We start from the raw sequence: 22,297 nt of genomic DNA on the forward strand, positions 1-22,297 counted from the left end.
TTTCGGCCCCGGAAGGGCCGAGCGGCCTCAGCCGTGCGCGAGCACGGCCAACAGCAGCAGGGCGACGATGTTGGTGATCTTGATCGCCGGGTTGACAGCCGGACCGGCGGTGTCCTTGTAGGGATCGCCGACCGTGTCGCCGGTCACCGAGGCCTTGTGCGCCTCGGAACCCTTGAGGTGCTTGATGCCGTCCTTGTCGGTGAAGCCGTCCTCGAACGATTTTTTCGCGTTGTCCCAGGCGCCGCCGCCAGAGGTCATCGAGATGGCGACGAACAGGCCGTTGACGATGACGCCGAGCAGCGAGGCACCAAGTGCTGCAAAGGCGGACGCCTTCGAGCCCGAGAGCAGCAGCACGCCGAAATAGACGACCAACGGCGCCAGCACCGGCAGCAGCGACGGAATGATCATTTCCCGGATCGCCGCCTTGGTCAGAAGATCGACCGCACGCGCATAGTTCGGCTTCGACGTGCCGGCCATGATGCCCGGATCCTCGCGGAACTGCTTGCGCACCTCTTGGACGATGGCGCCCGCCGCACGGCCGACGGCGGTCATGGCGATGCCGCCGAACAGATACGGAATCAGACCGCCGAAGATCAGGCCGGCGACGACGTAAGGGTTGGAGAGGTCGAAAGAGACTTCGCTCATACCCTGGAAGTAAGGATATTTGTCGCTATTGGCGGCAAAGAACTTCAGGTCGTTGGAGTAGGCCGCAAACAGCACCAGCGCGCCCAGACCGGCCGAACCGATGGCGTAACCCTTTGTCACCGCCTTGGTGGTGTTGCCGACGGCGTCGAGCGCATCGGTGGACTGGCGCACTTCCTTGGGCAAGCCGGCCATTTCGGCAATGCCGCCGGCATTGTCGGTGACCGGGCCGAAGGCGTCGAGCGCAACGATCATGCCGGCAAGGCCGAGCATCGTGGTGACTGCGATCGCGGTGCCGTAGAGGCCGGCGAGCTGGTAGGTCGATATGATGCCGCCGACGATGACGATCGCCGGAAGTGCCGTCGATTCCAGCGAGACCGCAAGACCCTGGATGACATTGGTGCCGTGACCGGTGACCGAAGCCTGGGCGATGGAGTTCACCGGGCGCTTGCCGGTGCCGGTATAGTATTCGGTGATCACCACGATGAGGCCGGTCACCGCGAGACCGATCAGGCCGCAGATGAACAGGTTCGTGCCGGTGATGGCCATGCCGGCGACCGTTCCGATCTCGCCCCAGCCCAGCGTTGCCGAGGTGGCGATGCCGAGGCCGACGATCGACAGCAGGCCGGTGACGATCAGGCCCTTATAGAGCGCGCCCATGATCGAGCCGTTGGAGCCAAGCTTGACGAAGAAAGTGCCGACGATGGAGGTCAGGATGCAGGCGCCGCAGATGGCCAGCGGATAGAGCATCGTGGCACTGAGAACGGCGGTGCCGCCGAAGAAGATGGCGGCGAGGACCATGGTGGCGACCACGGTCACCGCATAGGTCTCGAACAGGTCGGCGGCCATGCCGGCGCAGTCGCCGACATTGTCGCCGACATTGTCGGCGATGGTGGCCGGATTGCGTGGATCGTCTTCCGGAATGCCGGCTTCGACCTTGCCGACGAGATCGCCGCCGACGTCGGCGCCCTTGGTGAAGATGCCGCCGCCGAGACGGGCGAAGATCGAGATCAGCGAGGCGCCGAAGCCGAGCGAAACCAGCGAGTCGATGACGACACGGTCGTTTGGCTGAAGGCCCATGAATTGGGTGAGGATCAGGTAGTAGATCGAGACGCCGAGCAGGGCCAGGCCAGCGACCAGCATGCCGGTGATGGCGCCCGACTTGAAGGCGATCTCGAGGCCGGCAGCGAGGCTGTTGGAAGCCGCCTGCGCGGTGCGGACATTGGCGCGCACCGAGACGTGCATGCCGATGAAGCCGGCAGCGCCCGACAGAACGGCGCCGATCAGGAAGCCGATGGCGGCGGTGATCGAAAGCAGCCACCAGGCGAGCAGCAGGACCACGACGCCGACGATGGCGATGGTGGTGTACTGGCGCGCCAGATAGGCCTGCGCGCCTTCGCGGATGGCCGCGGAAATTTCCTGCATGCGTGCATTGCCCTGATCGGCCGCGAGGACCGAACGTGTCGCCCAGATGGCGTAAAGGACTGAAAGCAGACCGCAGGCGATGACAGCTGAAATTATGGTCATTGCCGGATTTTCCTCGATTGATGACCCAAAAGAACCCCTCCCTGGGCCGTTGAGACGGGGAGCGGATTCCGCGCGCGGAATCCGCTCCCTTCGCACCGGCTTATGCGAAACAGGGGTGCGAACGTCAAGATATTGTTCGGTTTTTGCCCGGCTTTCGCCCAAAGCCTCTCGGTAGAGCCGCTATCTTTCACTTCAGAACCCGGTCGGGTCATGGAAATCACTGTTTCCCGCCGAGATAAGCAAGGCGATATCTGAGCTGATTGGTCGGCTACGCCGTCTCCTGCCCCATGCGGCGCGCGGTGTAGCGCTCGATCGCCGACAGCCCGTCATAGATCAGCACGGCAAGGGCGGCAACGATCAGGCCGCCCTGCAGGACGAAGGCGAGGTTGTTCGACAACAGACCGGCGATGATCACCTCGCCCAGCGTCCTGGCCGCCACGGTCGAGCCGATCGTCGCGGTGGCGAGGCTGATGACCACCGACAGCCGGATACCGCCGAGGATGATCGGCGCGCTGAGCGGCAGCTCGACCTGGACCAGCCTTTGCCAGCCGGTCATGCCGGCGCCGCGCGCCGCCTCGACCACATTGGCCGGCAGCGTCGTTAGCCCGGTCAGCGCGTTCTCGAAGATCGGCAGAAGGCCGTAGAGAAACAGCGCGATCAGTGTCGGCTTCTCGCCAAAGCCGACCGCCGGCACGGCCAGCGCCAACACCGCCACCGGCGGAAAGGTCTGGCCGATATTGACCAGGCTGCGCGACAGCGGCAGGAATTCGACGCCGGCGGGCCTTGTGACCAGGATGGCGAGCGCCACGGCAACGATGGTCGCCGCCACCGTCGCGATCAGCACGGTCCGCAGATGGAGCAGCGTCAACGTCAAAAGGCTGCCCTGATTGTAGATTGCCGGCGCGTTGTTCTCGGTCAGCGGCTTCAGCAGCGGTTCGAACCAGCCGGGATTGGTCACGAACGCAACCAGCAACACCACCAGGACAAGCCTGAGCAGCGACGGAAGCCAGGCTTTTACACCGGCCTCTTTCACGCCGGCCTCGCCGCGCGTTTCACCAGCCCGTCCACGGTCACGCGGCCGAGCGGCTTGCCGTCGGCGCCCTTCGCCGGCAGCGCCGGGCGTCCCGACCAGAGGAGTTCAGCCAGAGCATCTCGCTGGCTGGCGTCGTCGAGGATCGCCTCGCCTTCGGCGGTGCCCGTCTCCACCGCGTCGCGCACGCGGCCGAGCGACAGCAGTCTGAACGGTTTTTCGCTGGCGCCGACCAGTGTCTCGACGAAGGCGCTGGCCGGCTTCGCCAGGATCTCGGCGGGCTTGGCATATTGCACGAGCTTGCCGGCATCCATCACCGCGATCTTGTCGCCCATATGCACCGCCTCCTCCATGTCATGGGTGACGAGGATGATGGTGGTGCCAAAGCGCTTCTGGATCGCCAGAAGATCCTCCTGCGCCTTATTGCGGATGATCGGGTCGAGGGCACCGAACGGCTCGTCCATCAGAAGCACGTTCGGCTCGGCGGCAAGCGCGCGGGCAACGCCGACGCGCTGCTGCTGGCCGCCGGAAAGCTCGTGCGGATAGCGCGGCCCGAACGCCTCGAGGTCGAGCTGATAGAGCGTCATTAACTCTTCGACGCGGGCCTTGATGCGAGCCTTGTCCCAGCCGAGCAGCACTGGCACGGTGGCGATGTTCTGCGCCACCGTGCGGTGCGGAAACAGGCCGTGGCCCTGGATGGCGTAGCCGATGCTGCGCCGCAGTTCGTAGCCGGGCAGCGAACGGTTGTCGGCACCGTCTAGCTTGATGACGCCCGAGGTCGGCTCGACCAGCCGGTTGATCATGCGTAGCAGCGTCGTTTTGCCGGAGCCGGAAGTGCCGACAATCACGGCGATGGTCCGTGGTTCTATCAGCATCGACACTTCGTCGACGACGGTTGTCGCGTCATAGCGCTTGGTAATGCCTTCGATCTCGATCATGCCGTTTCAACCCTGCGCTTGGTGGCGGTCATTTCGATCACTGCGTCGAGAATGATGGCGGCGGCAAAGGCCATCGCCACCGTCGGCACGGCGCCGAGCAGCACCAGGTCCATCGCCGTCTGGCCGACGCCCTGGAACACGAACACGCCGAAGCCGCCGCCGCCGATCAGCGCGGCAATGGTGGCGAGGCCGATGTTCTGCACCAGCACGATGCGGATGCCAGTGAGGATGACCGGAAAAGCCAGCGGAAACTCGACGCCGAACAGGCGCTGGCGATCGGTCATGCCCATGCCGCGGGCGGCGTCGTTGGCGGCGCGCGGCACGCCGGCAAGGCCGACCACGGTGTTGGCCACCACCGGCAGCAGCGAATAGAGGAACAGCGCGAGGAAGGCGGGGGCGGCGCCGATGCCGCGAATGCCAAGCGCCGCCGCTCCCGGCACATGCGTGGCGACCCAGCCGAGCGGCGCGATCAGCAGGCCGAACAGCGCGATGGAAGGAATGGTCTGGATGATGTTGAGCACATTCAGCACGCCGGCGCGAAATTTGTCGACGCGGTGGCAGAGGATGCCGAGCGGCAGACCAACGACCACCGCCGCCGCCAGCGAGCCCAGCGCCAGCGTCACATGCTTGGAGCCCTCCGCCCAGAAACTGTCGGCGCGGTTGGCATATTCCTTGAGGATCGACAGGCTGTTCCAACTTCCCGAAGCCAAAAGCAGGCCGATTGCCAGCGCAGCTATGACGAGCCCGCCGAGGCGTGCCCATGGCGACAGATTCAATCGCGTCAGCACATCGGCAAGCAAAAGCGTGAAGGCGAAGATGAGCAGCCAGAAACCCGAGGCGGGCGAAATGCGCGCGAACGTATTACCCTCAGGCGTCAGGAAGCTGCCGGCGACGCCGATCAGTATGGCAAGGGCTGCAAGCGCGATCACGCTAGCCGCAAGGCGCAGGACGAGCGGCGTTTTCAAGAGCGCGATGATTGCCGCGATGACGAGGATCGCCAGCAGCAATGGGCCGACCGCCGCCGGCAAGGAATCAAGGATCGAGCGCGCCTCGCCGGGCACGATGCGGTTGGCGCGGAAGGTGGCGAAGGGTGCTGCGAACGCCGCATAGGCAATGATCGCGGCAATGACCACGCCGAGCTTGTCGAACCGGACTGTCATGACTTGCATGTGCGATCGCGGCGACTTGAGGATCTGACGTCAGGACCGTCGCGCTCCGTCGCGCCCCCCTCTGTCCTGCCGGACATCTCCCCCTCAAGGGGAGAGATTGGCAGCGTCAGCGCCGGTATACACCTTGCACAGCTGAAAGGTGGCGAAAGCCGTCGCGACATCTGATCTCCCCCTTGAGGGGGAGATCGCCGGCAGGCCAGAGGGGGGCGCCGCGCACCGATGTCACGATTTCAGGAGCGGTCTACTTCAAAAACCCGTTCTTCTTCAAAAAGTCTTCGGCGACGCCCTTGACCGGCTCGCCGCCGACCTGCACGCGGCCGTTCAGTTCCTGCAGGGTGACGAGGTCAAGCTTGGCGAAGACCGGCTTCAGCAGCGTCTCGATCTCGGGATGCTCCTTCAGCACCGCCTCGCGGATGATCGGAGCCGGCTGGTAGACCGGCTGCACGCCCTTGTCGTCATCGAGCACGACCAGGCCGGACGGCGCGATGCCGCCATCGGTGCCGTAGACCATGGCGGCATTGGCGCCGTTGGTCTGGTTCGCCGCAGCGGCGATGGTCGCCGCCGTATCGCCGCCGGACAGCGTGATCAGCTGGTCCGGCTTAAGCGTGAAGCCATAGGTGGTCTGGAAGGCCGGCAGCGCGGCAGCCGAATTGACGAATTCGGCCGAGGCCGCCAGCACCACCTGGCCGCCGCCGGCGACATATTTGCCGAAATCGGACAGCGTCGCCAGCTTGTTGGTCTCGGCGACATCCTTGCGCAGCGCAATCGCCCAGGTGTTATTGGCCGGCGACGGCGACAGCCAGACGATCTTGTTGGCGTCATAGTCGAGCTTCTTGGCTATTTCATAGCCCTTGGCGGCATCCTTCCACACGGGGTCGTCGGCCTTTTCGAAGAAGAAGGCGGCATTGCCGGTGTATTCCGGATAAATGTCGATCTCGCCGGCGGTGATCGCCTTGCGCACCACCGGAGTGCCGCCGAGCTGGATACGGTCGGTGGTCTGGACGTCGTTGGCGTTCAGCACGAGTTGGATGATGTTGCCGAGCACACCGCCCTCAGTGTCGATTTTCGACGACACGACCACCTGAGCGCTCGCCGAGGCTGCGGTGATGCCGAGCGCCAGAGCCGCGCCGGCCAAAACCTTGACTGAAAACATTTCACAAATCCCTTGCTGAGAACCGGACTACGGCTGCCGCATATGAGCATGGCTTCAATGCTCCGTCGGGGTACACGGTTTCATAAGAAGGGGCATGGGCGCAATAATTGTTCGGAAGCGGGTGAGCTCGCGGCTGCCTCGTCCCGACAGCGTCATGTCACTACAGCGCCGCGCGTCCGCTTGGACGCGCAAAGGACGCTGTAGCACTTTTGATTTTGCGCATGATCCCCAGCGAAATCGATTCCGATTTCGCCGAAGCGAACCTTCGGTTCGGGGTCATGCGCTGGTCGGCCGCGCGCTTGTCATCTTCAACACACCCAGTGCCACGAAGCACAGCACCGTCACCGGGAAGATGATCCAGTTCAGCATCTCCCAGCCCCAGGCGTTGTAGACGGCGCCCGACATCAGCGATGCGAAAGCGACGGAGCCGAACAGGACGAAGTCGTGAAAACCCTGGACCTTGCCCTTTTCGGATGGCCGGTAGCTGTCGGCGACCATGGCAGTGGCGCCGATAAAGCCGAAATTCCAGCCGAGGCCGAGCAGGATCAGCGCCGTCCAGAACTGCCACAGTGCCAAGCCCGAAAGCGCCACCACTGCGCAGCCGACGAGCAACACAAGTCCGGTTGCGACGATCCGTTCGGCGCCGAAGCGATAGATCAGCGAGCCGGTGGAGAAGCTCGGCGCGAACATCGCCATGACATGCCAGGAAATGCCGAGCGTGGCGTCGTCCGTCGACAGGCCGCAGCCGACCATGGCGAGCGGTGCGCCGGTCATGACGAAGCTCATCAGCGCATAACTGCCGACGGCACAAAACAGCGCCGCGACGAAGCGCGGCCTGGTGACGATCTCGGAGAGCGGCCGTGCGTCGCTGTCGGTGATATCCGCTTTGCCGGCTGCCTTTGCCGGGATGCGCAGGAGCGACAGGATGGCAGCGCCGACAGCTGCCAGCACCAGGATGGACGCGAACGAGCCGGCAAACATCACCGGCGCAAACAATTCGCGGGTGAAGATGACGATCTGCGGCCCAAGGATGGCGGTGACGATGCCGCCGGCCAGCACGAAGGAAATGGCGCGCGCCTTGAATTCAGACGGCGCGTTGTCGGCGGCGGCGAAGCGGAATTGCTGGACGAAGGCACCGCCGATGCCGATCACCAGCAGGCCGAAGGCGAAGAGCCAAAAGCTGGCTTGAAACAGCGCCAGCGTGGCGATCAGACCACCGAGCGCAGTGACGATCGTGCCGGTCATGAAGCCGTCGCGCTGGCCGAGCCGGCGGATGATGGCGGCGGCCGGCAAGGCGCCGAGCGCCACGCCGACGTTGAAGCCGGTGATCGGTGCGGTCGCCAGAGACTTGTCGGAGCCGAGCAGATAATGTCCGGCCAACCCGCCCACGGAAATGGCGATGGGTGCGGCCGAACCGATAATCGCCTGCGAAGCGGCAAGAATGAGCGCCGTGCGGCGCGCTTCCCTGCCAGCCTCGGCGATAGCGACGGCCGTCATGAAGCGTCCTTGCCACGCCCTTCGCCGCGCACCCGGCGCGACACGCGATCGAGCACCGCGTTGACCAGCTTCGGCTCGTCTTCTTCGTAAAACGCCTTGGCGATGTCGACATATTCCGAAACGATGACAGCCACCGGCACGTCCTCTCGCTTCATCAGTTCGTAGACGCCGGCGCGCAATATGGCGCGCAGCGTCGAATCGAGCCTGGACAGCGGCCAGTCCTCGGTCAGCGCCTGGCGGATGACCGGATCGATGGTTTTCTGGTTCTCGACGACGCCGGCGAGGATGGCGCGAAACCATTGTGCGTCCGCCTCGCGATAGAGCGCGCCGTCGACTTCCTTGCCGAGCCTGAATGCCTCATATTCGGCGGTGATTTCGAAGACGCCGCTGCCGGCCACATCCATCTGATAGAGCGCCTGCACTGCGGCCAGACGGGCAGCACCGCGCTTGTTGGCGAGGCGTGCTGCGGCCTGGCCGGGTGATGCGGGCCCGCTCACGATCGCTCTCCCAATTGTTGCTTGAGGGCAATCATAGTCAGCGCCGCACGCGCGGCAAAGCCGCCCTTGTCGCCTTCCGAGCGTTTGGCCCGCGTCCAGGCCTGTTCGTCATTTTCGGTGGTCAGGATGCCGTTGCCGATGCAGACCGCTTCCTGCACGGACAAGTCCATCAGGGCGCGGCTCGATTCATTGGCGACGATGTCGAAATGATAGGTGTCACCGCGCACGATGGTACCAAGGGCGACAAAACCGTCATAGCTCGGCCCGCCTTCGGCCGCGCCGTCAAGCGCGAAGGAAATCACCGCGGGAACCTCGAGCGAGCCCGGGACGGTGACCACATCGTATGTCGCGCCCGCTTCCTCGAGCGCGCTTGTCGCGCCTTCGAGCAGCGCATCAGCAAGATCGTCATGGAAGCGTGCCTCGATGATAAGAAGGTGGGCCTTCTTCTTCGGGCGAATGAACGCTTTGCCGTGTTGGGATGTGCCAGCCATAGATGTCTCCGGGATCGCCGGTGACTTAGGCCGAAGCCGGTTTGATCGCAAGCAGAAGATTGGTGGAGATGCGGGAGGTCTGCCGAAACTATTTTATTTCCCGGCGCGCGTCTGACGCGAATTCCTGGGATCAAGGCTCAAAGCCCAAGCCTGCATGACATGGTGGTCAATCACATTACCGGCGTCAACATCGGCTAACGCTTCGCGCGTCAGTTGCTCTTCCTGTCTGGAAGTCCTTCTGCCCTCAATCATCAAAGCCCCACTTTCGCGGCCTCGGCCAAACGCGCCGCGTAGCGAGCCATGGTGTCGATCTCAAGGTTGACCCGGTCGCCGACCTGGCGTTCACCCCAGGTGGTCACCGTCAGCGAGTGATGGATCAGAAGCACGTCGATGCGCGTGCCCTCAACCTTGTTGACGGTGAGCGAGGTACCGTCGAGCGCGACCGAACCCTTGGGCGCGATAAATTTGGCCAGGTCGCGCGGCGCTTCCAGCGTGAAGCGCACAGCATCGCCCTCGTCCTTGCGTTCGATGATCTCGGCCGTGCCGTCGACATGGCCTGAAACGATGTGGCCACCAAGCTCGTCGCCGATCTTCAGCGCCCGCTCCAGATTGATTCTCGTGCCGGATCTCCAGCCCATGGCGGTTGTCAGCCTGAGCGCCTCTTCCCAGGCCTCGACCTCGAACCAGCGCGCATTGGCGCCGCTTTCCGGCAACGCCGTCACCGTCAGGCAGACGCCGCCACAACAAATCGAAGCACCGATGGCGATGGTCTGCGGGTCATAGGCGGTGTCAATGCGCAGGCCGACGCCCATTCTCAGCGGCTTCACCGCAGCGACGGTGCCGACATCGGTGACAATCCCGGTAAACATCAGATGTCCCTTATCCACTCCGCGTAGCTGTCTTCGCCGAAACGCATGTCGCGCAATTTGCGAAATCCTGCCGGGATATGGTTGGCGTCGATGGGCGATACAATGCCGCTCCTGCCGATCGGCTCCTGCCCCTGGAACAGCACGATGCGGTCGACCAGCCCTTCGGCGAGGAAGGCCTTGGCCACCTTGGCGCCGCCCTCGACCAGCACGCTCGCCATCCCAAGCGCCGCCAGATCCTCGAGCAGTTCCGGCAACGCTATATCGCCTTCATACGTCTCGGTGCCGATGAAGCGCACGCCGGCGCGTTCGAGCGCGGCCCGCCGGTATGGGTCGGCTTCGGCACAGGCGGCGACATAGAGCGGAACCCGGTCGACGCCGGCGACCAGCTTCGATGTTTCCGGCAGCCTGATCTGGCGGTCGAGCACGATGCGGGCCGGCGAACGGTTTTCCAGCCCCGGCAACCGCACCGTCAGCGCCGGATCGTCCTCCAGCGCCGTGCCGATGCCGATCAATATGCCGTCGGCTTCGGCCCGCATCAGATAGACTTCGCGCCGGGCGATGTCGCCGGTGATCGAGACTTGCCCCTCGCCTTCCATGCCGATCTTGCCGTCGCTGGAAAGCGCAAGCTTCAGGATCACTTCCGGACGTTTTTTCAGAGATCGAATGAGATAGCCGGCCATCTGCTCGGCGGCTTCTGCCGCGAGCACCCTTTCGACAACCTCGACACCGGCGGCACGCAGGATCGCATAGCCCTTGCCGGACACGCGTGGATCGGGGTCGCTCACAGCCCCAACCACCCGCGTGACGCCGGCATTGAGCAGTGCATTGGCGCAAGGCGGCGTGCGGCCATGGTGGGCGCAGGGCTCCAGTGTGACATAGGCGGTGGCGCCGCGTGCGAGCTCGCCGGCCTCGGCCAGCGCCTCGGTCTCAGCATGCGGCCGGCCGCCGACAGCGGTGACACCGGTGCCGACGATCATCGGTCCGGTGCCGTCGTCACGCACGATCAGCGTGCCGACGGAAGGGTTGGTCGCGGTCCGCCCGGCATTTTTGCGCGACAGCCTGAGTGCTGCCGCCATGAAGCGGCGATCAAGACCCTCTTGTTCGGCTTGGCTGCGCCCGGGCCCTGCCATGCTCAGCCGGCGTCCTCTTCCTTGAGCTCGTCACCTTTGAGCTCACCCAGCACCTCGTGAAAATCCTTGGCCTCGCGGAAATTGCGATAGACCGAGGCAAAGCGCACATAGGCGACGTCGTCGAGCGATTTCAGCGCCTCCATCACCAGGCGGCCGACCTCGCCTGAGGAAACCTCGGTCTCGCCCGAACTTTCGAGCTGGCGCACGATGCCGGTCACCGCGCGGTCGATGCGCTCGGGATCGACATTGCGCTTGCGCACCGCGATCTCGACCGAGCGCAGCAGCTTGTCGCGGTCGAACGGCACCTTGCGTCCGGACTTCTTCACCACCACGAGGTCGCGCAACTGCACACGCTCGAAGGTGGTGAAGCGGCCGCCGCAATCGGGGCAGACGCGCCGCCTGCGGATCGCCGCGCCGTCTTCGGCGGGGCGCGAATCCTTCACCTGCGTATCTTCGGACTGGCAGTAGGGACAGCGCATGGACAGCCTTGTGTTCGCGATTCTCGTGGAGCGAAAGGCTTAGAGGTTTTTGCCGCGATGGCAAAGTATCGGGGTGGTCTCTCGCGCCTCAGAGATAGCGAGGCGCGAGGAAAATTGCCAGATCATACCAGACGGCAACACCGGCCGATTACGGCGCGACGTCGACGGTTGGGAATCCACATGACACGCCGAGGCTGCGATAGGCCTTTGTGAAGCCGTCCATCGATACCGTCGCGACCGGTGTGTCGGCGAAGATCACATCGAGTGCGCTGGCGCGGCGCATGGCACGCAGCAGCGCCAGGCTGATCTCGGGCTTGTTTTTCAACATCCATTTTCCGCCGGCACCCGCCGTGGCATCGACGGACGCCTTGACCTTGCCGTTGCTGTCGCCGAACACCGCCGGAATGTTCTCGCCAGTCGGCAAGTCCTTGTTCTTCATGGTGATGACAAGGGTTGGATAGCCATCGGGCGGCAGTGCATCACCATTCGAGATGGCGAGCGTGAGGGTGCCGCTGGCACCGCTCGCGTCGAGAAAGGCGGTCGAGGCGACACAGGTCCTGCGCAGATCCTCACCGGTATCGATCTCGTCCACAGTGGTGGACCACTTGCCGAAGGTTTCGGTCTTCGGTGCGGCTGGGGTGGGCGCAGACTGTGCCAAAGCGGACAGCGGCAAGGTGGTCAGTGTCGCCAACACGCCAAGCGCGGCAAAGCCAGCGACACGGAAAATCTGCATCATCATCAAGGCTCCTGTCCGGACTCCGTCCCCACTGAAACAGTGCTTTTCGTCCGGCTGATAAGGGACGACACTTTGCGTGAGCTCAACCGAGATAGGGATAGAGCGGAAAACGATCCGTCAGCGCGGCCACCTTCGCCTTCACCGCTGCCTCGACGGCTGCATTGCCCTCGTCGGAATTCGCGGCCTTGAGCCCGTCCAGCACCTCGGCGATCAGCTTGCCGATCTCGCGGAACTCGGCCTGGCCGAAACCGCGCGTGGTGCCGGCCGGCGTGCCGAGCCGCACGCCCGAGGTGACGAACGGCTTTTCGGGATCGAAAGGGATGCCGTTCTTGTTGCAGGTGATGTTGGCGCGGCCAAGCGCTGCCTCGGCGCGTTTGCCGGTGGCGTTCTTCGGGCGCAGGTCGACCAGCATCAGATGGTTGTCGGTGCCGCCGGAGACGATGTCGAGACCGGTTTCCTGCAGGCTGGAGGCAAGCGCCTTGGCATTGGCGGCAACGCTCTCGGCGTAGAGTTTGAAGCTTGGCTTCAGCGCTTCGCCGAAGGCCACCGCCTTGGCGGCGATGACATGCATCAGCGGGCCACCCTGCAGGCCCGGAAACACGGCCGAATTCATCTTCTTGGCGATATCCTCGTCGTTGCACAGGATCATGCCGCCACGCGGGCCGCGCAGCGACTTGTGCGTGGTGGTGGTCACCACATGGGCATAGGGCAGCGGCGACGGATGCACGCCACCGGCGACCAGGCCGGCAATATGGGCCATGTCGACCATCAGATAGGCGCCGATCGAGTCGGCGATCTCGCGAAAGCGCTTCCAGTCCCAGACGCGCGAATAGGCGGTGCCGCCGGCCAGGATCAGCTTCGGCTTGGTTTCGTGGGCGGTCTTCTCGATCGCATCCATGTCGAGCAGATGATCGTCCCTGCGCACGCCGTAGGAAACGACCTTGAACCATTTGCCGCTCATATTGACCGGCGAGCCATGGGTCAGATGCCCGCCCGAGTTCAGATCGAGACCCATGAAGGTATCACCGGGCTGCAGCAGCGCCAGGAACACCGCCTGGTTCATCTGGCTGCCGGAATTCGGTTGGACGTTGGCGAAGTTACAGCCGAACAGCTTTTTCGCACGCTCAATGGCTAGTTCCTCGGCCACGTCGACGAACTGGCAGCCGCCATAGTAGCGCTTGCCCGGATAGCCCTCGGCGTATTTGTTGGTCATGATCGACCCCTGCGCTTCCAGCACGGCGCGGGAGACAATGTTTTCCGATGCGATCAGCTCGATCTCGTGGCGCTGGCGGCCGAGTTCGTTGCGGATCGCGCCGAAAATCTCCGGGTCGGCATCGGCAAGCGTGGTTTCGAAGAAGGATTCGAATTTGTTCGACACTGCCGCTGCTGTTGCCATGCTTGAGATCCTTGTCGTCCGGGGGGTCTGCCGCGCCATTAACACAGTTGATTTCGCCCCGCCACGTTTGCGGCGCGAAATTTGCTGGTCGGATTGCGGCAGCCAGGCCAAAGAGCCACCTATTTTCTTGCCTGCCGGCCGTTCAGCAACGCCTCGGTGAGCGTGATCTCGGTCAGCAGCGCCTGCTTCGTATGGTCGTTGATCTGCCAACGCCGAAACATGGCGCGCACCGCGCCTTGGCCGCGTGGCGACTTGCATGGCTCTGTACCGAACGGCGCTTTCCGGACCCGGCGCGAAGCGCGCCCTCCAGCCGGATACAAAAAGGCCGCCCTCACCGGCGGCCTTTCAGCAAAAAGATCAGTCGCTTAGAGCGCAGAGGTGATTTGCAGCTCGTTGGCTCCGTCGAGCCCGTAGATATCGTCGCGGAACTGCACGACGCCAGGCCCCGTCGACCAGGCCGAGATGTAAAGGAAATAGACCGGCACCGGATTGGTGACCTGCACCGGGATGTTCTCGCCGCTCTTGATCGCCGACTCGAAATACTGGCGGTTCCAGCCCGGCGTGTCGCGCAGGATCCAGGTGACGAGGTCGCGCACGTTCTGGACGCGCACGCAGCCCGAGGAATCGAAGCGCATCATCTTGCCGAACAGGCTCTGCTGCGGCGTGTCGTGCATGTAGACGCCGTCCGGGCTCGGGAAATTGATCTTGACCGAGGCCATTGCGTTGCCGGCGCCCGGATCCTGACGGAAGCGGTATTTCTCCGCGTCGTCGGTCGACCAGTCGACGGTCAGCGGATCGACCTCGCTGCCATCCGGTGCGAACAGGCGGATCTTGCTGTCCTTGAGGTAGTTGGGGTCCTTCCGCATCAGCGGAATGATATCCTTGCGCACGATCGATACCGGCGCGTTCCAGTAGGGATTGACGATGATCTCGTTGATCTTGGAATCGACGATCGGCGTCTGGCGGTCGATCTTGCCGACAACGGCGGTGTGGCGCAGCACGACGCGGTCGTTCTCGACCGCCTCGATCTGGGCGCCCGGGATGTCGACCAACACATAACGGTTGCCCAGCGTGCCGGCGCGTTCGTTCAGCCGCTGCAGATTCGTCTGCAGCTGGCCAAGCCGGACCTGCGCCGAAACATTCATCGCCGCATAGGTATATTGGCCCAGGGTCCCGTCGGAAGGCAGGCCATGGCGCGCCTGGAAGCGCTTGACCGCCGCATCGACATAGGAATCGAAGGCCTCTGACAGGCCGGCGCTCTGCGCCAGGTCGCCCGAAATCATCAAGCGCCTGCGCAATGGCACCACGTCGGGGTCGATAACACCGAGCTGCAATTTCTTGGTGTCCGGGACCGGCTCCCAGCCGCCCTGCGCGACAATGTTCTGATACTGCGCTATCGCCTGCTCGGTGTACGCAACGGTCTGCAGGCTGACGATCGGCAGCGTCGAGGCCACCTTGCCGCCCTGGCTGGCGCGGGCGTCGAACTGGTCGTTCCAGTTGCCGCGGCCTGAGGATTTCAGGATATCCGCGATCACGTCCTGCGCGCTGGCACCACCGGCAAGCATCGTCGCGGCCAACGCGGAGGCTCCGGAAAGGAAGAAACGGCGACTGGTTCTCATGTACGCTCCAGACATTCCTGTAACAATTTCACCGGGCGATGCCGCCCGCACTCTAGGGTTGGCATTGTTAACAATTCGCCAACCATGACCCCTATCACTTCGCGAGAGCGCGCCGGGGGCGACGCGCGTTCAGGGAGACGCCGGCTTTCGCCGCAACATCACCCGCATCCTCGCTTTCACCGGGAATATGGCGGCAACGTGGCCCTGACCGTGATTTGGATCCGCCGGTATCACGAAACGGAAAGACCGATGCTTTTCGGCACCGGTCCTTGATTGGCTGTCCCCGACCGCGCTTCTATGGCGCGGCTCCCGATCTCGATGCGGCGCCTTACATCCGATACGCAATCGTGTCGTTCCAGAACCGATCCAGCCGCTGCAGGGCGCGGTTCATCTGCTTGAATTCTTCCGTGTTGATGCCGCCGACCTGCTCGATCGAGCCGACATGGCGCTCGTAGAGGCCGGCGACGACTTCCGCCACCTCACTGCCCTTCGGCGTCAGCGAAACCCGCACCGAACGGCGGTCGATACGCGAGCGCTGGTGGTTGATGAAGCCGAGATCAACCAGCTTCTTCAGATTGTAGGAGACGTTCGAGCCGAGATAGTAGCCGCGCGAGCGCAGTTCGCCGGCGGTCAGCTCCGAATTGCCGATGTTGAAGAGCAGCAGCGCCTGGATGGCGTTGATGTCGGAACGGCCGTTGCGGTCGAATTCGTCCTTGATCACGTCAAGCAGACGGCGGTGCAGCCGCTCCACCAGCTGCAGCGATTCCATGTACAGCGAACGGATTGCCTCGCGGCGGTCATCGGATACATTGGCGGTCTTCGCCGCCGGACGGGAATTGATCATTGTCTTTGCCTCTCGTTTGTCGCCTGGTGATTTTTTGTTTTTCACCTTGATCGCGACACTATCGAATACTCATAAAATTCGACTTAAACGCTAGGGCTAACAAGAGCTTACCGGTAAGAGGTTTCGAAAGAGGCTTAACGAAGGGTCACCCGAACAAGGATGATTAACCTAAAGATTTAGCCAATGATTTCGGGCGAAATTTGCGCGTCCAATGGGACGCGCGGCGCTATTCTTGTTGAGTGTCGGTCCGATGCTCTATTGCCGGCGCTGGCGCTTCTGGATCCAGATCACCACGCGAAAGACGATGTAGAGCAGCGCCACCGCCGCATGCGAGGCGAGGATCAGCGGCCGGTGGCCGAAGAGCTCGGGAAAGCCGGCATACATGACGATCTCGGTCGCCGCGCAGATGAACCAGATCACCGGCCCCCAGGAGGCCAGCATCCACAGACCGGCGGCGGCGAAGGGGAAGAAGACGGCGAGCGTCACCGCCGCCACCTGCCAATGCACCGGCATCAGGTCGAAGCGCCACAACGAGCCGGGATAGAGGCCGATCAGCCGGATCCAGTACAAAATCCCGAACAACAGGCAGTAGCCCGATATGACGCGCTGGAACCAGGCGAAGATGACCTCGACCGTCGAGGGCTGGAGCACGACGCGTCTCGACGTGACGTCGCTCACAGCTCGAGTTCCCGTTCGCCGAGCGGAGCAAAATAGGCATCGACCTCGGCAGCACTGACGTCGTCGATGCCTGCCGGCCGCCATTGCGGCGTCGAGCCCTTGTCGATGATGGCAGCGCGGATGCCTTCGTAGAAATCGTGGCCGGCAAGCATGCGGTTGAGGATGCGGAATTCCATCCGCATGCACTCGTCCATCGATAGCGTCAGCCCGGCGTTGATCTCGCGCCAGGCGACATGCAGACTGGTCGGCGAGCGGGTGCGGATCGTCGCCAGCGTCTTTGCCGCGAACGCATCGGCGGGTGCGGCGCGCTCCAGGCTGCCAATGACGTCACCCAGCGACGTTTGCGCGAAATGCCGGGCGATCGCTTCCATCGTCCGACTGTCAGTCTCGCGGCGGGCCGGGACGGAAAAGCCGCGCAGCGCCGATTCCGGGTCGCCGGTCGCGACCAGCCGGTCGAGAAAACCGGCCTGGTCCTGCGCCTTGATCGTATGCGTCGCCAGGCCCGACCACAAAGCGTCGCCATAGCGGATGCGGTTTCCGGTCAGGGCCAGATAGATGCCGAAACTGCCGCCAAGGTTCGGCAGGAGATGACTGGCGCCGACATCCGGGAAAAAGCCGATGCCGACTTCCGGCATGGCGAATTGGGCGTTTTCGGTCAGCACCCGATGCGAACCGTGGAACGAGATGCCGACGCCGCCGCCCATGACGATGCCGTCGATCAGGGCGACATAGGGTTTTTTGAACCGCGCGATGCGGGCGTTCAGCCGGTATTCGTCGGCGAAGAAATCGACCGGCGGCTTTCCCGCCCGGCCGGCCTCGTAGATGTGGAGGATGTCGCCGCCGGCCGAAAACGCCCTGCCCTCGGCCTTGACGATGACGACGTCGACGCCGTCGTCCCGCTCCCAGGCGCGAAGCGCCTTGTCGAGCGCCTTGACCATGCGGTGGGTGACGGCATTGAGCGCTTGCGGCCGCGTCAGCGTGACGATGCGGGCCCTGTCCAATCGTCCGAAGCGGATCTCGTCGCTGCCGCCAAAATCCATCGCCTGACATTCCCTCCCCTGCGCCGCCGGGACTGAAGTGCTAAAGCGTGGCGCATGGGTGCGTCAATGCCAAGGTCAATCCTGTCCTGCAACGGTCAGCCGGATTTGGTAGACCGATATCCAGGTAATGCCAGCCTGGCACAAACGCGCCGCATTGGTCAGCGGCGGAAGCTCGTGGTAAAAACTGCCGATCCGGAGTTTTGGCGATGAACAAATTCACCCCAGCAAAGCCTGCCGGCGCGCGCAGCGTCGACGAGATCACCGGCAGCCGCCGTTTGCGCCGCATGCGCAAGGCCGACTGGTCGCGCCGCCTCGTCCAGGAGAACCGGCTCTCCGTCGACGACCTGATCTGGCCGATCTTCGTCGTCGATGGGAAGAATATCCGCGAACCGATCGCCGCCATGCCCGGCGTCTTCCGCCTGTCGCTCGACCTTGCCGTCAAGGAGGCCGAGCGCGCGGCAAAGCTCGGCATTCCGGCGATCGCCACCTTCCCGAATGTCGAGCTCGGCCTGCGCGACCAGACCGGCTCGCATATCCTCGATCCGGAAAACGTCATCAACCGCGCCACGCGCGCCATCAAACACGCGGTGCCAGAGATCGGCATCATCACCGATGCCGCGCTCGACCCCTTCACCTCGCACGGCCATGACGGCATCTTGCGCGACGGCATCATCGTCAACGACGAGACGGTGGAACAGGTGACGGCGGCTGCCGTCATCCAGGCGGCGGCCGGCGCCGACATCATCGCGCCTTCCGACATGATGGACGGCCGCATCGGCGCCATTCGCGACGCGCTCGACGCCAATGGTTTTCAGGATGTGGCGATCATGTCCTACGCGACGAAATTCGCCTCCGCTTTCTACGGGCCCTATCGCGAGGCGGTCGGCACCGCCGGCCTGCTCAAGGGCGACAAGAAGACCTACTATCTCGACCACGCCAATTCCGACGAGGCCGTGCGCGAGGCCGAGCAGGACCTCACCGAGGGCGCCGACATGCTGATGGTCAAGCCCGGCCTGCCCTATCTCGACATCATCCGCAGGCTGAAGGACGAATTCCGGATGCCGACCTTCGCCTATCAGGTGTCGGGCGAATATTCGATGATCAAGGCGGCCGCTGCCAATGGCTGGATCGACGGCGACAAGGCGATGTTGGAATCGCTGCTAGCCTTCAAGCGCGCCGGCTGCGACGGCATCCTCACCTATTTCGCGCCCGAAGTGGCGGCGATGCTGGAGGGGTAGCATCCCCTTCAGCCGAACATTGGTTCGCGGCGCGAACAATAGCCGGCGATCCGCTTCGACATACAGGACAATTTCAGTTTCAGGCCGGTGAAACGCAGCGAGAGTCGCCTGGCCCTTTACTCTCGCCTTGCCGTGTTCCAAACACCGCTTGCAAATCGCAATCAGTTAAGCTACCAATAACTGATTGCATAACGCAACTGGTTATCGAGGAGGCTCTCATGTCCAAACTTCGTGTCAACGCTTTCACCCTGTCGCTCGACGGGTTCGGCGCCGGTCCTGACCAGGATCTCAGCAATCCTCTCGGTGTCGGCGGAGAAGATCTGCACAAATGGATGGTCGGCACCCGCACATTTCGTCAGATGGTTGGCAAGGAGGGCGGCACCATGGATACCGACGAGGAGTTCACCGTGCGCAGCTTCGAAAATGTCGGCGCCTGGATCCTGGGCCGCAACATGTTCGGCCCGATCCGCGGCGAATGGCCGGACGAGAACTGGAAAGGCTGGTGGGGCGACAATCCACCTTACCACGTACCGGTCTTTGTGCTGACCCACCATCCACGCGACCCTATTGTGATGGAAGGCGGCACGACTTTCTATTTCGTCACCGACGGCATCCGCTCGGCGCTGGAACAGGCGAAGGCGGCGGCTGGCGGCAAGGATGTTCGGGTCGGCGGCGGCGTCGCCACCATCCGGCAATATCTGCAGGAGAAGCTGATTGACGAGATGCACCTGGCGGTGTCGCCGCTGCTGCTCGGCAAGGGTGAGAACCTTTTTGCTGGCCTCGACATGTTCAAGCTCGGCTATCAGTGCACCGAACAGGCGGCGACGCCGCTTGCCACGCACGTCATCATCAAGCGGGCTTAGCGGCACTTCTGCAACGTTGGTAATTGGCGAAAGCCCATTTCTCCCCGTCACTATACGGGGAGAAATGCCCGGCAGTGCAATGAGGGGCGGCGCGACCGATCGAAGATTGCGTCAGAATGAGTTTGGCCCACGCAGTAACTTGGCCGGGTTCAACTGCCGAGGTCGGCGCCGCCCCTCATCCGCCTGCCGGCACCTTCTCCCGGTATACTGACGGGGAGAAGGGAACCCTGCCTCAATACTTCTCCGGTACATACAGCTCGCGCGGCAGCACCTGGCGCTCGTATTCGGGATTGAAGACGCGGTCGGGCAGCGTGATCTCTTCGTGCGGCACTTCTTCATAAGGCATTTGCTTAAGGAGATGATCGATGCAGTTCAGCCGCGCCCGCTTCTTGTCGTTGCCTTCGACGATGAACCAGGGGGCTTCGGGAATGTTGGTGCGGGCGAACGTCTCTTCCTTGGCCTTGGTGTACTGCTCCCAGCGCACGCGCGACTGCAAGTCCATCGGCGACAGCTTCCACTGCTTCATCGGATCATGGATGCGCATCTGGAAACGCATCTGCTGCTCCTCGTCGGTGATGGAGAACCAGTATTTGACCAGCGTGATGCCGGAGCGGACGAGCATGCGCTCGAACTCCGGCACGTCGCGAAAAAACTCCTCGACCTGATCCGGTTCGGCAAATCCCATCACCCTTTCGACGCCGGAGCGGTTGTACCAGGAGCGGTCGAACAGCACGATCTCGCCGCCTGCCGGCAGATGCGGGACGTAGCGCTGAAAATACCATTGCGACTTTTCGCGTTCGGTCGGGGCTGGCAAGGCTACGACGCGGCAGATGCGCGGATTGAGCCGCTGGGTGATGCGCTTGATGACGCCGCCCTTGCCGGCCGAATCGCGGCCCTCGAAAACCACGACCAGCTTCTTCTTGTGATATGCCACCCAGGACTGCAGCTTGATCAATTCGGATTGCAGCGTGATCAGGTCGCGAAAATATTGCTGGCGATCCATCGAGGGCGGATGCGCTTTCTTGTAGATCTTGGCGATCTCCAGCGACAGCGCCGGTTCCGACATTTCCAGCTCGTAATCTTCGTCAAGCGTGTCGGCGAGCTCCGCCTCCAGCCAGTCCTTGGCAGGAGAATTCTGTTTTGCTTCGGTCATTTATGCTGCTCCGCGTGCGAGCCCCTGTCGGCGTCCGGCGTGCCGGCCAAGATCGAACACCTTGAGCCGACTTGCATACAGGCCGGCAATGACGGTTTTATTGCAGCCGGCCTGTGTGCCGGTCGCGCAAATCTGTGAGATGTGATCGATCAGCCTCCATGGCATGCACGACAAGCGGGTCGAATTGTCCTACAAATGCCAGGCTCCCCTCGGGCGGCCTTCGAAGCAGCCCTTCTCAACGCAATTGCGAGGATCTGACATGGAATACCGCACTCTCGGCCGTTCCGGGCTGAAGGTTTCGACGCTGACCATGGGCACCATGACCTTTGGCGGCGCCGGCGCATTTTCGGCGGTCGGCAAGACCGATCTCGACGAGGCGCGCCGGATGATCGACCTCTGCATAGATTCCGGCATCAATCTCATCGACACCGCCAATGTCTATTCGAACGGGCTTTCGGAAGAGATCATCGGCGAAGCGCTCGGCGGCAAACGCAAGGGCGATGTGCTGATCGCCTCCAAGGCGCGCATGCGGATCGGCACAGGCCCCAACGACGAAGGGCTGTCGCGCTACCATCTGATCCGCGAGTGCGAGAAGAGCCTGAAGCGCCTCAGGACCGACGTCATCGACATCTATTTCCTGCACGAATGGGACGGCACGACGCCGCTCGAGGAGACCATCGCCGCGCTCGACACGCTCGTCAGCCAGGGCAAGGTCCGCTATGTCGGCTGTTCCAACTATTCCGGCTGGCAAGTGATGAAGGCGCTGGGGATCAGCGACCGCCAGCACCAGCCGCGCTTCGTCACCCAGCAGATCCACTACACGCTGGAAGCACGCGAAGCCGAATATGAACTGCTGCCGATCTCGGTCGACCAGGGGCTCGGCGTGTTGGTGTGGAGCCCGCTCGCCGGTGGACTGTTGTCCGGCAAATACCACCGCGACCAGGCCACCTCCCGCCAGCTCAGCGGTTGGACGGAGCCGCCGATCCGTGATGGAGACCGGCTGTGGCGGATCGTCGATGTGCTTGCCTATATCGGCAAGAACCATGGCGTCTCGGCAGCGCAGGTGGCGCTTGCCTGGCTGCTCGGCCGGCCGGCCGTCAGCTCGCTGGTGATCGGCGGACGGACCGAAGCGCAGTTCAAGGACAATATCGCCGCTGCAAGCCTGGTGCTGACCAGCGATGAGCGCGCACGCCTGGACGCTGTGAGCCGCCCGCCCGTTCTGTATCCCTACTGGCACCAGCAATTCACGGCAAAGGACCGGTTTGGTCCGGCCGATCTGGTTCTTGACCGGGAAGATATCTGACAACG

21 protein-coding genes are annotated in these 22,297 nt (G+C 63.3%); 3 read left to right on the top strand and 18 right to left on the bottom strand.

What is annotated here, in order from left to right; genetic code table 11:
* Positions 1 to 27: 27 nt before the first annotated feature.
* The 17 genes from CIT31_RS31550 to CIT31_RS31640 all read right to left on the bottom strand — a co-directional run bounded on the left by CIT31_RS31550 (position 28) and on the right by CIT31_RS31640 (position 17,735).
* Positions 28 to 2,169 carry a sodium-translocating pyrophosphatase gene (locus CIT31_RS31550; protein WP_065008058.1) on the bottom strand — a complete coding sequence of 714 codons (2,142 nt, stop codon included), beginning with the start codon at positions 2,167 to 2,169 and terminating at the stop codon, positions 28 to 30.
* Between the two features lie 268 nt (positions 2,170 to 2,437).
* Positions 2,438 to 3,202: an ABC transporter permease gene (locus CIT31_RS31555; RefSeq protein ID WP_095521722.1), complete on the bottom strand. Its 765-nt coding sequence runs from the start codon at positions 3,200 to 3,202 to the stop codon at positions 2,438 to 2,440.
* Positions 3,199 to 4,137 carry an ABC transporter ATP-binding protein gene (locus tag CIT31_RS31560; RefSeq protein WP_095521723.1) on the bottom strand — a complete coding sequence of 313 codons (939 nt, stop codon included), beginning with the start codon at positions 4,135 to 4,137 and terminating at the stop codon, positions 3,199 to 3,201. Before CIT31_RS31560 ends, CIT31_RS31555 begins: the two co-directional genes overlap by 4 nt.
* Positions 4,134 to 5,297, bottom strand: coding sequence for an ABC transporter permease (locus CIT31_RS31565; protein WP_095521724.1), 1,164 nt, complete (start codon positions 5,295 to 5,297; stop codon positions 4,134 to 4,136). Before CIT31_RS31565 ends, CIT31_RS31560 begins: the two co-directional genes overlap by 4 nt.
* 250 nt (positions 5,298 to 5,547) lie before the next feature.
* Complete coding sequence (gene osmF / locus CIT31_RS31575) at positions 5,548 to 6,459, bottom strand: glycine betaine ABC transporter substrate-binding protein OsmF (protein WP_095521726.1); 912 nt, start codon at positions 6,457 to 6,459, stop codon at positions 5,548 to 5,550.
* A 276-nt stretch (positions 6,460 to 6,735) separates the two neighbouring features.
* On the bottom strand, positions 6,736 to 7,956 hold the full coding sequence (locus tag CIT31_RS31580) for an MFS transporter (protein WP_095521727.1): 1,221 nt from the start codon (positions 7,954 to 7,956) through the stop codon (positions 6,736 to 6,738).
* Positions 7,953 to 8,453, bottom strand: a complete 501-nt coding sequence (nusB, locus tag CIT31_RS31585; protein ID WP_029353406.1) for a transcription antitermination factor NusB — start codon at positions 8,451 to 8,453, stop codon at positions 7,953 to 7,955. The genes CIT31_RS31580 and nusB overlap by 4 nt, the downstream gene beginning before the upstream one ends.
* On the bottom strand, positions 8,450 to 8,944 hold the full coding sequence (ribH, locus tag CIT31_RS31590) for a 6,7-dimethyl-8-ribityllumazine synthase (protein ID WP_029353404.1): 495 nt from the start codon (positions 8,942 to 8,944) through the stop codon (positions 8,450 to 8,452). Before ribH ends, nusB begins: the two co-directional genes overlap by 4 nt.
* A gap of 251 nt (positions 8,945 to 9,195) precedes the next feature.
* Entirely contained in the window at positions 9,196 to 9,813 is a 618-nt protein-coding gene (locus CIT31_RS31595) for a riboflavin synthase (RefSeq protein WP_095521728.1), read from the bottom strand.
* On the bottom strand, positions 9,813 to 10,943 hold the full coding sequence (gene ribD, locus CIT31_RS31600; protein WP_095521729.1) for a bifunctional diaminohydroxyphosphoribosylaminopyrimidine deaminase/5-amino-6-(5-phosphoribosylamino)uracil reductase RibD: 1,131 nt from the start codon (positions 10,941 to 10,943) through the stop codon (positions 9,813 to 9,815). Before ribD ends, CIT31_RS31595 begins: the two co-directional genes overlap by 1 nt.
* A gap of 2 nt (positions 10,944 to 10,945) precedes the next feature.
* Positions 10,946 to 11,422, bottom strand: coding sequence for a transcriptional regulator NrdR (nrdR, locus tag CIT31_RS31605; protein WP_029353394.1), 477 nt, complete (start codon positions 11,420 to 11,422; stop codon positions 10,946 to 10,948).
* Positions 11,423 to 11,570: 148 nt separating this feature from the next.
* Positions 11,571 to 12,158 carry an invasion associated locus B family protein gene (locus tag CIT31_RS31610; protein WP_095521891.1) on the bottom strand — a complete coding sequence of 196 codons (588 nt, stop codon included), beginning with the start codon at positions 12,156 to 12,158 and terminating at the stop codon, positions 11,571 to 11,573.
* Between the two features lie 82 nt (positions 12,159 to 12,240).
* Complete coding sequence (gene glyA / locus CIT31_RS31615; RefSeq protein ID WP_029353390.1) at positions 12,241 to 13,554, bottom strand: serine hydroxymethyltransferase; 1,314 nt, start codon at positions 13,552 to 13,554, stop codon at positions 12,241 to 12,243.
* A gap of 365 nt (positions 13,555 to 13,919) precedes the next feature.
* Complete coding sequence (locus tag CIT31_RS31625) at positions 13,920 to 15,173, bottom strand: L,D-transpeptidase family protein (RefSeq protein ID WP_095521731.1); 1,254 nt, start codon at positions 15,171 to 15,173, stop codon at positions 13,920 to 13,922.
* A 328-nt stretch (positions 15,174 to 15,501) separates the two neighbouring features.
* Positions 15,502 to 16,017, bottom strand: a complete 516-nt coding sequence (gene ldtR / locus CIT31_RS31630; protein WP_027154640.1) for a transcriptional regulator LdtR — start codon at positions 16,015 to 16,017, stop codon at positions 15,502 to 15,504.
* 255 nt (positions 16,018 to 16,272) lie between these two features.
* Positions 16,273 to 16,695 (bottom strand): DUF6163 family protein, encoded by a 423-nt coding sequence (locus tag CIT31_RS31635; RefSeq protein WP_095521732.1) that lies wholly within the window; start codon positions 16,693 to 16,695, stop codon positions 16,273 to 16,275.
* Positions 16,692 to 17,735, bottom strand: coding sequence for an enoyl-CoA hydratase/isomerase family protein (locus CIT31_RS31640; protein WP_095521733.1), 1,044 nt, complete (start codon positions 17,733 to 17,735; stop codon positions 16,692 to 16,694). Before CIT31_RS31640 ends, CIT31_RS31635 begins: the two co-directional genes overlap by 4 nt.
* 206 nt (positions 17,736 to 17,941) lie before the next feature.
* On the opposite strand from CIT31_RS31640, the gene hemB reads away from it, so the two are divergent.
* Complete coding sequence (gene hemB, locus CIT31_RS31645) at positions 17,942 to 18,973, top strand: porphobilinogen synthase (RefSeq protein WP_095521734.1); 1,032 nt, start codon at positions 17,942 to 17,944, stop codon at positions 18,971 to 18,973.
* 218 nt (positions 18,974 to 19,191) lie between these two features.
* On the top strand, positions 19,192 to 19,836 hold the full coding sequence (locus CIT31_RS31650; protein WP_095521735.1) for a dihydrofolate reductase family protein: 645 nt from the start codon (positions 19,192 to 19,194) through the stop codon (positions 19,834 to 19,836).
* A 232-nt stretch (positions 19,837 to 20,068) separates the two neighbouring features.
* Here CIT31_RS31650 and ppk2 read toward each other — a convergent pair whose 3' ends face one another.
* Positions 20,069 to 20,989, bottom strand: a complete 921-nt coding sequence (gene ppk2, locus CIT31_RS31655) for a polyphosphate kinase 2 (protein WP_065008041.1) — start codon at positions 20,987 to 20,989, stop codon at positions 20,069 to 20,071.
* Positions 20,990 to 21,248: 259 nt separating this feature from the next.
* Between ppk2 and CIT31_RS31660 the strand changes: the two genes are divergently transcribed.
* The gene (locus CIT31_RS31660; RefSeq protein ID WP_095521736.1) at positions 21,249 to 22,292 is read left to right on the top strand and encodes an aldo/keto reductase; all 1,044 of its coding nucleotides are present in this window, start codon (positions 21,249 to 21,251) and stop codon (positions 22,290 to 22,292) included.
* The last annotated feature ends 5 nt before the right edge of the window (positions 22,293 to 22,297 follow it).

This window comes from Mesorhizobium wenxiniae (assembly GCF_002284535.1).
Taxonomy (GTDB): Bacteria; Pseudomonadota; Alphaproteobacteria; order Rhizobiales; family Rhizobiaceae; genus Mesorhizobium; species Mesorhizobium wenxiniae.

Excerpts from the sequence above, each read along its gene's own strand:
- CIT31_RS31550 (WP_065008058.1), bottom strand. The coding sequence starts at position 2,169 with ATGACCATAATTTCAGCTGTCATCGCCTGCGGTCTGCTTTCAGTCCTT.
- CIT31_RS31560 (WP_095521723.1), bottom strand. The coding sequence starts at position 4,137 with ATGATCGAGATCGAAGGCATTACCAAGCGCTATGACGCGACAACCGTC.
- CIT31_RS31565 (WP_095521724.1), bottom strand. The coding sequence starts at position 5,297 with ATGACAGTCCGGTTCGACAAGCTCGGCGTGGTCATTGCCGCGATCATT.
- osmF (WP_095521726.1), bottom strand. The coding sequence starts at position 6,459 with ATGTTTTCAGTCAAGGTTTTGGCCGGCGCGGCTCTGGCGCTCGGCATC.
- CIT31_RS31580 (WP_095521727.1), bottom strand. The coding sequence starts at position 7,956 with ATGACGGCCGTCGCTATCGCCGAGGCTGGCAGGGAAGCGCGCCGCACG.
- ribH (WP_029353404.1), bottom strand. The coding sequence starts at position 8,944 with ATGGCTGGCACATCCCAACACGGCAAAGCGTTCATTCGCCCGAAGAAG.
- CIT31_RS31595 (WP_095521728.1), bottom strand. The coding sequence starts at position 9,813 with ATGTTTACCGGGATTGTCACCGATGTCGGCACCGTCGCTGCGGTGAAG.
- ribD (WP_095521729.1), bottom strand. The coding sequence starts at position 10,943 with ATGGCAGGGCCCGGGCGCAGCCAAGCCGAACAAGAGGGTCTTGATCGC.
- nrdR (WP_029353394.1), bottom strand. The coding sequence starts at position 11,422 with ATGCGCTGTCCCTACTGCCAGTCCGAAGATACGCAGGTGAAGGATTCG.
- CIT31_RS31610 (WP_095521891.1), bottom strand. The coding sequence starts at position 12,158 with ATGATGCAGATTTTCCGTGTCGCTGGCTTTGCCGCGCTTGGCGTGTTG.
- glyA (WP_029353390.1), bottom strand. The coding sequence starts at position 13,554 with ATGGCAACAGCAGCGGCAGTGTCGAACAAATTCGAATCCTTCTTCGAA.
- CIT31_RS31625 (WP_095521731.1), bottom strand. The coding sequence starts at position 15,173 with ATGAGAACCAGTCGCCGTTTCTTCCTTTCCGGAGCCTCCGCGTTGGCC.
- ldtR (WP_027154640.1), bottom strand. The coding sequence starts at position 16,017 with ATGATCAATTCCCGTCCGGCGGCGAAGACCGCCAATGTATCCGATGAC.
- CIT31_RS31640 (WP_095521733.1), bottom strand. The coding sequence starts at position 17,735 with ATGGATTTTGGCGGCAGCGACGAGATCCGCTTCGGACGATTGGACAGG.
- hemB (WP_095521734.1), top strand. The coding sequence starts at position 17,942 with ATGAACAAATTCACCCCAGCAAAGCCTGCCGGCGCGCGCAGCGTCGAC.
- CIT31_RS31650 (WP_095521735.1), top strand. The coding sequence starts at position 19,192 with ATGTCCAAACTTCGTGTCAACGCTTTCACCCTGTCGCTCGACGGGTTC.
- ppk2 (WP_065008041.1), bottom strand. The coding sequence starts at position 20,989 with ATGACCGAAGCAAAACAGAATTCTCCTGCCAAGGACTGGCTGGAGGCG.
- CIT31_RS31660 (WP_095521736.1), top strand. The coding sequence starts at position 21,249 with ATGGAATACCGCACTCTCGGCCGTTCCGGGCTGAAGGTTTCGACGCTG.